This window comes from Streptomyces sp. W16, assembly GCF_033194735.1.
Lineage (GTDB): Bacteria > Actinomycetota > Actinomycetes > Streptomycetales > Streptomycetaceae > Streptomyces.
Window position 1 is genome coordinate 1 of record NZ_JAWOAI010000581.1, and the last position, 5,711, is coordinate 5,711.

Below are 5,711 nucleotides of genomic sequence, written 5' to 3' on the forward strand. Positions count from 1 at the left end.
CGGTCGGGGCAGCCGGCTGGGCCGGAGCCTTCGCTCCGGCCGCGGCCGGTCCCGCCCCCGCCGACTGCTGCTGCTGGGTCTGCGGACCTCGGGTGTCCGTCACAGTTCCCCCCTGGGATCCATGCGAGTCGGGCGCGTGCGAGTCCGTCTTCTTCGCGTCGATCGCACGCAGTTGGGTCGTGTGCGGATCTGTCGCGTTCGCGGCGGAGCCACGGCCGCCGCCGTCCGTGTCCGTACCGGTCGATCCGGCGCCCGTGGCTCCGCTCACGATGACTCTCTCCTCGTGCTACTCGTCCGAGGGTGCGTCACCCTCGTCCGTGCCGGTGGTCGCGACACCCTCGGCGGTCTCGTCGACGGCTTCGTCGCCGACGACTTCCTCCGCCTCGGATCCCGCCTCGGCGTTACGAGCGATACCGACGACGGCATCGCGCTTGCCCAGGTTGATCAGTTGGACGCCCATGGTGTCACGGCCCGTCTCCCTGACCTCGTTGACTCGCGTACGAATCACACCGCCGGACAGCGTGATGGCGAGGATCTCGTCGCTCTCCTCGACCACCAGCGCGCCGACGAGGGAACCACGGTCCTCGACGATCTTGGCGGCCTTGATACCGAGGCCGCCGCGACCCTGGACGCGGTACTCGTCGACGGCGGTCCGCTTCGCGTACCCGCCGTCTGTGGCAGTGAACACGAACGTACCGGGTCGAACAACATTCATCGAGAGAAGCTGGTCGCCCTCGCGGAAACTCATGCCCTTGACACCGGAGGTGGCACGCCCCATGGGGCGCAGGGCGTCGTCCGTCGCGGTGAACCTGATCGACTGTGCCTTCTTGCTGATCAGCAGCAGATCGTCCTCGGACGAGACGAGTTCGGCGCCGATCAGTTCGTCGTCGGAACCGTCCTCCGTCTCACGGAGGTTGATCGCGATGACACCGCCGGAACGGGGCGAATCGTAATCCTTCAGAGGCGTCTTCTTCACCAAGCCTCCCTTGGTCGCGAGGACCAGGTAGGGAGCCGCTTCGTAGTCGCGGATCGCGAGGATCTCCGCGATCGCCTCGTCCGGCTGGAAGGCGAGCAGGTTCGCCACGTGCTGCCCGCGCGCGTCGCGGCCGGCGTCCGGGAGTTCGTACGCCTTCGCGCGGTAGACGCGGCCCTTGTTGGTGAAGAACAGCAGCCAGTGGTGGGTGGTCGACACGAAGAAGTGGTCGACGATGTCGTCTTCCTTGAGCTTCGTGCCGCGTACGCCCTTGCCGCCGCGCTTCTGGGAGCGGTAGTCGTCGGCCTTGGTGCGCTTGACGTAGCCGCCGCGCGAGATGGTGACGACGATGTCCTCTTCGGCGATGAGGTCCTCGATGGACATGTCACCGTCGAAGGGCACCAGCATTGTCTTGCGGTCGTCGCCGAACTTCTCGACGATCGCGGCGAGTTCCTCGCTGACGATGCCGCGCTGGCGGACCGGGGAGGCCAGGATCGCGTTGTACTCGGCGATCTTCGCCTGGAGTTCGTCGTGCTCCTGGATGATCTTCTGGCGCTCCAGGGCGGCCAGTCGACGCAGCTGCATCTCCAGGATGGCGTTCGCCTGGATCTCGTCGATCTCCAGGAGGGCCATCAGGCCCGTGCGGGCGATGTCGACGGTGTCGCTGCGCCGGATCAGCGCGATGACCTCGTCGATGGCGTCCAGGGCCTTCAGGAGGCCGCGCAGGATGTGCGCCCGCTCCTCGGCCTTGCGCAGCCGGAACTTCGTCCGGCGGACGATGACCTCGATCTGGTGCGCCACCCAGTGCCGGATGAACGCGTCCAGGGAGAGGGTCCTCGGCACACCGTCGACCAGGGCCAGCATGTTGGCGCTGAAGTTCGACTGCAGATCGGTGTGCTTGTAGAGGTTGTTCAGTACGACCTTGGCGACCGCGTCCCTCTTGAGGACGATGACGAGGCGCTGGCCGGTACGGGACGACGTCTCGTCGCGGACGTCCGCGATGCCGCCGACCTTGCCGTCCTTCACCAGGTCGGCGATCTTCTGCGCGAGGTTGTCCGGGTTGGTCTGGTAAGGCAGTTCCGTGACCACCAGGCACTGGCGGTTCTGGATCTCCTCGACCTCGACGACCGCGCGCATGGTGATCGAGCCGCGCCCGGTGCGGTACGCCTCTTCGATGCCCTTGCGGCCGACGACGAGGGCGCCGGTCGGGAAGTCGGGGCCCTTGATGCGCTCGATCAGCGCGTCCAGCAGCTCCTCGTGGGAGGCCTCGGGGTTCTCCAGGCACCACTGGGCGCCCGCCGCGACCTCACGGAGGTTGTGCGGCGGGATGTTGGTGGCCATGCCGACCGCGATGCCCGCCGAGCCGTTGATCAGCAGGTTCGGGAAGCGGGCCGGCAGGACGGTCGGCTCCTGGGAGCGGCCGTCGTAGTTGTCCGTGAAGTCGACGGTCTCCTCGTCGATGTCACGGACCATCTCCATGGACAGCGGCGCCAACTTGCACTCGGTGTAGCGCATGGCGGCGGCGGGGTCGTTGCCCGGAGAACCGAAGTTGCCGTTCGAGTCCACCAGCGGCATCCGCATCGACCACGGCTGCGCGAGGCGGACCAGCGCGTCGTAGATCGAGGAGTCGCCGTGCGGGTGGTAGTTGCCCATGACGTCGCCGACGACACGGGCGCACTTGTAGAAGCCCTTCTCGGGCCGGTAGCCGCCGTCGTACATGGCGTACAGGACGCGGCGGTGGACGGGCTTGAGGCCGTCACGGACGTCGGGCAGGGCTCGCGACACGATGACGGACATCGCGTAGTCGAGGTACGAGCGCTGCATCTCCGTCTCAAGCCCTACGGGCTCGACGCGCTGGGTGATGACGCCCTCTTCAGGCGTACTGGGAGTGTTCTCGTCGGCCATTGCTGGTGAAGATCCTTCCTGATGCGGTCAGCTGAGACCGACTCAGATGTCGAGGAAGCGGACGTCCTTGGCGTTGCGCTGGATGAACTGGCGGCGCGCCTCGACGTCCTCGCCCATGAGGACCGAGAACAGGTCGTCGGCCTGCGCGGCGTCGTCCAGGGTGACCTGGCCGAGGACGCGGTGCTCCTGGTCCATCGTCGTGATGCGCAGCTCCTCGGCGTTCATCTCGCCGAGACCCTTGAAGCGCTGGATCGAGTCTTCCTTGATGCGCTTGCCGTTCTGCCGGCCCAGCTCGATCAGGGCGTCGCGCTCCCGGTCCGAGTACGCGTACTCGAAGTCGTCGCGGCCCCACTTGATCTTGTACAGCGGGGGGCGCGACAGGAACACGTGCCCGGCCTCGACCAGGGGCCGCATGAAGCGGAACAGGAAGGTCAGCAGCAGAGTGCTGATGTGCTGACCGTCGACGTCGGCGTCCGCCATCAGGATGATCTTGTGATAGCGCAGCCTGGCGATGTCGAAGTCCTCGTGGACTCCGGTGCCGAAGGCGGAGATCAGTGCCTGGATCTCCTGGTTCTGCAGGATCTTGTCGATCCTGGCCTTCTCGACGTTGAGGATCTTTCCTCGGATCGGGAGGATCGCCTGGTACTGCGGGTTACGGCCGGACTTGGCCGAGCCGCCGGCGGAGTCACCCTCGACGATGAAGATCTCGCACTTGGTGGGGTCGTTCGACTGGCAGTCGGACAGCTTGCCCGGCAGGGACGCGGTCTCCAGGAGACCCTTGCGACGGGTGAGGTCACGGGCCTTGCGGGCCGCCACGCGCGCGGTGGCCGCCTGGATGCCCTTGCGGATGATGTCCGAGGCCTCGTTCGGGTTGCGGTCCAGCCAGTCGTTCAGGTGCTCGTAGACCGCCTTCTGTACGAAGGTCTTCGCTTCGGTGTTGCCGAGCTTGGTCTTCGTCTGCCCCTCGAACTGCGGCTCGGCCAGCTTCACCGAGATGATCGCGGTCAGACCCTCGCGGATGTCGTCACCCGTGAGGTTGTCGTCCTTCTCGCGGAGCAGCTTCTTGTCGCGCGCGTACTTGTTGATCAGCGACGTCAGCGCGGCCCGGAAGCCCTCTTCGTGCGTGCCGCCCTCATGCGTGTGGATGATGTTGGCGAAGGAGTACACACCCTCGCTGTAACCACTGTTCCACTGCATCGCGACCTCAAGGGACAGGCTCTTGTCCTTGTCCTCCGCCTCCAGGTCGATGACGGTCGGGTGCACCACGTCTCCCTTGCGGGAGTTGAGGTACGTCACGTAGTCGACGATGCCGCCCTCGTAGTGGTACGTGACGGTCTTGACCTCGTCCTTCTCGTCCGCACCCGCCTCGTCGGCACCGGCCGTGGCCTTCGCCAGCTCGCGTTCGTCAGTGAGTTTGATCGTCAAACCCTTGTTGAGGAACGCCATCTCCTGGAAGCGCCGCGACAGCGTCTCGAAGGAGTACTCGGTGGTCTCGAAGATGTCCGGGTCGGCCCAGAAGGTGACCGAGGTGCCGGTCTCGTCCGTGGCCTCGTGCTGCGCGAGCGGGGCGGTGGGGACGCCCAGCTTGTAGTCCTGCGTCCAGCGGTGGCCGTCGGTCCTGACCTCGACGGAGACCCTGCTCGACAGGGCGTTCACGACGGAGACGCCCACTCCGTGCAGACCGCCGGAGACCGCGTAGCCGCCGCCACCGAACTTGCCGCCCGCGTGCAGCACGGTCAGTACGACCTCGACAGCGGGCTTGCCCTCGGAGGGGACGATGCCCACCGGGATGCCGCGGCCGTTGTCGATGACGCGTACGCCGCCGTCGTGCAGGATCGTGACGTCGATCGTGTCCGCGTGGCCGGCCAGCGCCTCGTCGACGGAGTTGTCGACGACCTCCTGCACCAGGTGGTGCAGGCCTCGCTCACCGGTCGAGCCGATGTACATACCGGGTCGCTTGCGGACCGCGTCCAGCCCTTCGAGGACGGTGATCGCGCTGGCGTCGTACGAGGCGGTGACCTCGCCGTTCGAGGAGTGAGCCCCGCCGTCGGCGCCGGCGTCGGTGGACGGGATGTTCTCGTTGGGGTTGCCGGAATCGGCCACGAAGCGCCCTTTCTGGCACAGCACAAGCCAGGCTCCCGGCGGTTGGCCGGAGCGGCTGCGGCGTGTTGCGTTGGTAAGCCTTAGTCAGCGTTGCTCGGTGTGTGTCCCACAAGTGGGGCGGGATTGCTTCCAGTCTACCGGTAGCGCCGACAGTGATGGGGGTTTGCCGGTACCTGAGTCCTCATGTGCCGCCCTCAACCGGTCTCTCCCGACTCCCCATATGCGGAACGGGGCTCAAAGAGGCTTACAGCGGCACTCAGCGCTTCCGGGTATGAACCCTTTGCTACTCCGGGGTCAGGTCGGTATTCGCAACCGCGTCCGGTCGCCCGCCCGGGCGCGCGCTGTGATGTCAGTCACCCATAGGTGTCGCCGGGACCCGTGCTGCCAGGAGCCCGCAGCGGGCCGTAGCGGCGGGGCGGTCCGCCGGGGTTGAGCACCTTGATCATCCGTACGGTGCCGTGCCCCAGGTCCTCGTTGAGCCTGGCCACCAGGGTGGGTGTGAGGTGCCGCAGCTGGGTCGCCCAGGCCGTGGAGTCGCACTGCACGACCAGCACCCGCTCGTCCTCGTCGTACTTCTCCGGTACGCAGTGCTTGGCCAGGTCCTCGCCGACGATCTGCGGCCAGCGGCCCATCACACCGCCCACCGCGGCCGGTGTCTCCCAACCGCGTTCGTTCAGCAGCCGGTTGATCGCAGCGCCGAGTGCCATCGGGTCGCGGCCGTCGGCGCGCG

The 5,711-nt window shown here is 66.9% G+C and carries 3 protein-coding genes and 1 pseudogene; all 4 read right to left on the reverse strand.

What is annotated here, in order from left to right; translation table 11 throughout:
* Nucleotides 1-268: pseudogene (locus R6V09_RS44335) on the reverse strand (DUF3566 domain-containing protein); the annotation flags it as partial.
* A gap of 18 nt (nucleotides 269-286) precedes the next feature.
* A complete protein-coding gene (gene gyrA, locus R6V09_RS44340; protein ID WP_317887154.1) occupies nucleotides 287-2,878 on the reverse strand; it encodes a DNA gyrase subunit A in 2,592 nt (863 codons plus the stop codon).
* Nucleotides 2,879-2,920: 42 nt separating this feature from the next.
* Nucleotides 2,921-5,005: a DNA topoisomerase (ATP-hydrolyzing) subunit B gene (gene gyrB, locus R6V09_RS44345; RefSeq protein ID WP_317887155.1), complete on the reverse strand. Its 2,085-nt coding sequence runs from the start codon at nucleotides 5,003-5,005 to the stop codon at nucleotides 2,921-2,923.
* Nucleotides 5,006-5,334: 329 nt separating this feature from the next.
* Nucleotides 5,335-5,711, reverse strand: a 377-nt coding sequence (locus tag R6V09_RS44350; protein WP_317887156.1) for a DUF721 domain-containing protein, incomplete at its 5' end; no start/stop codon positions are given.

What these genes read in the sequence shown, in the direction of transcription:
- gyrA (WP_317887154.1), bottom strand. Translation starts at nt 2,878, where the DNA reads ATGGCCGACGAGAACACTCCCAGTACGCCTGAAGAGGGCGTCATCACC.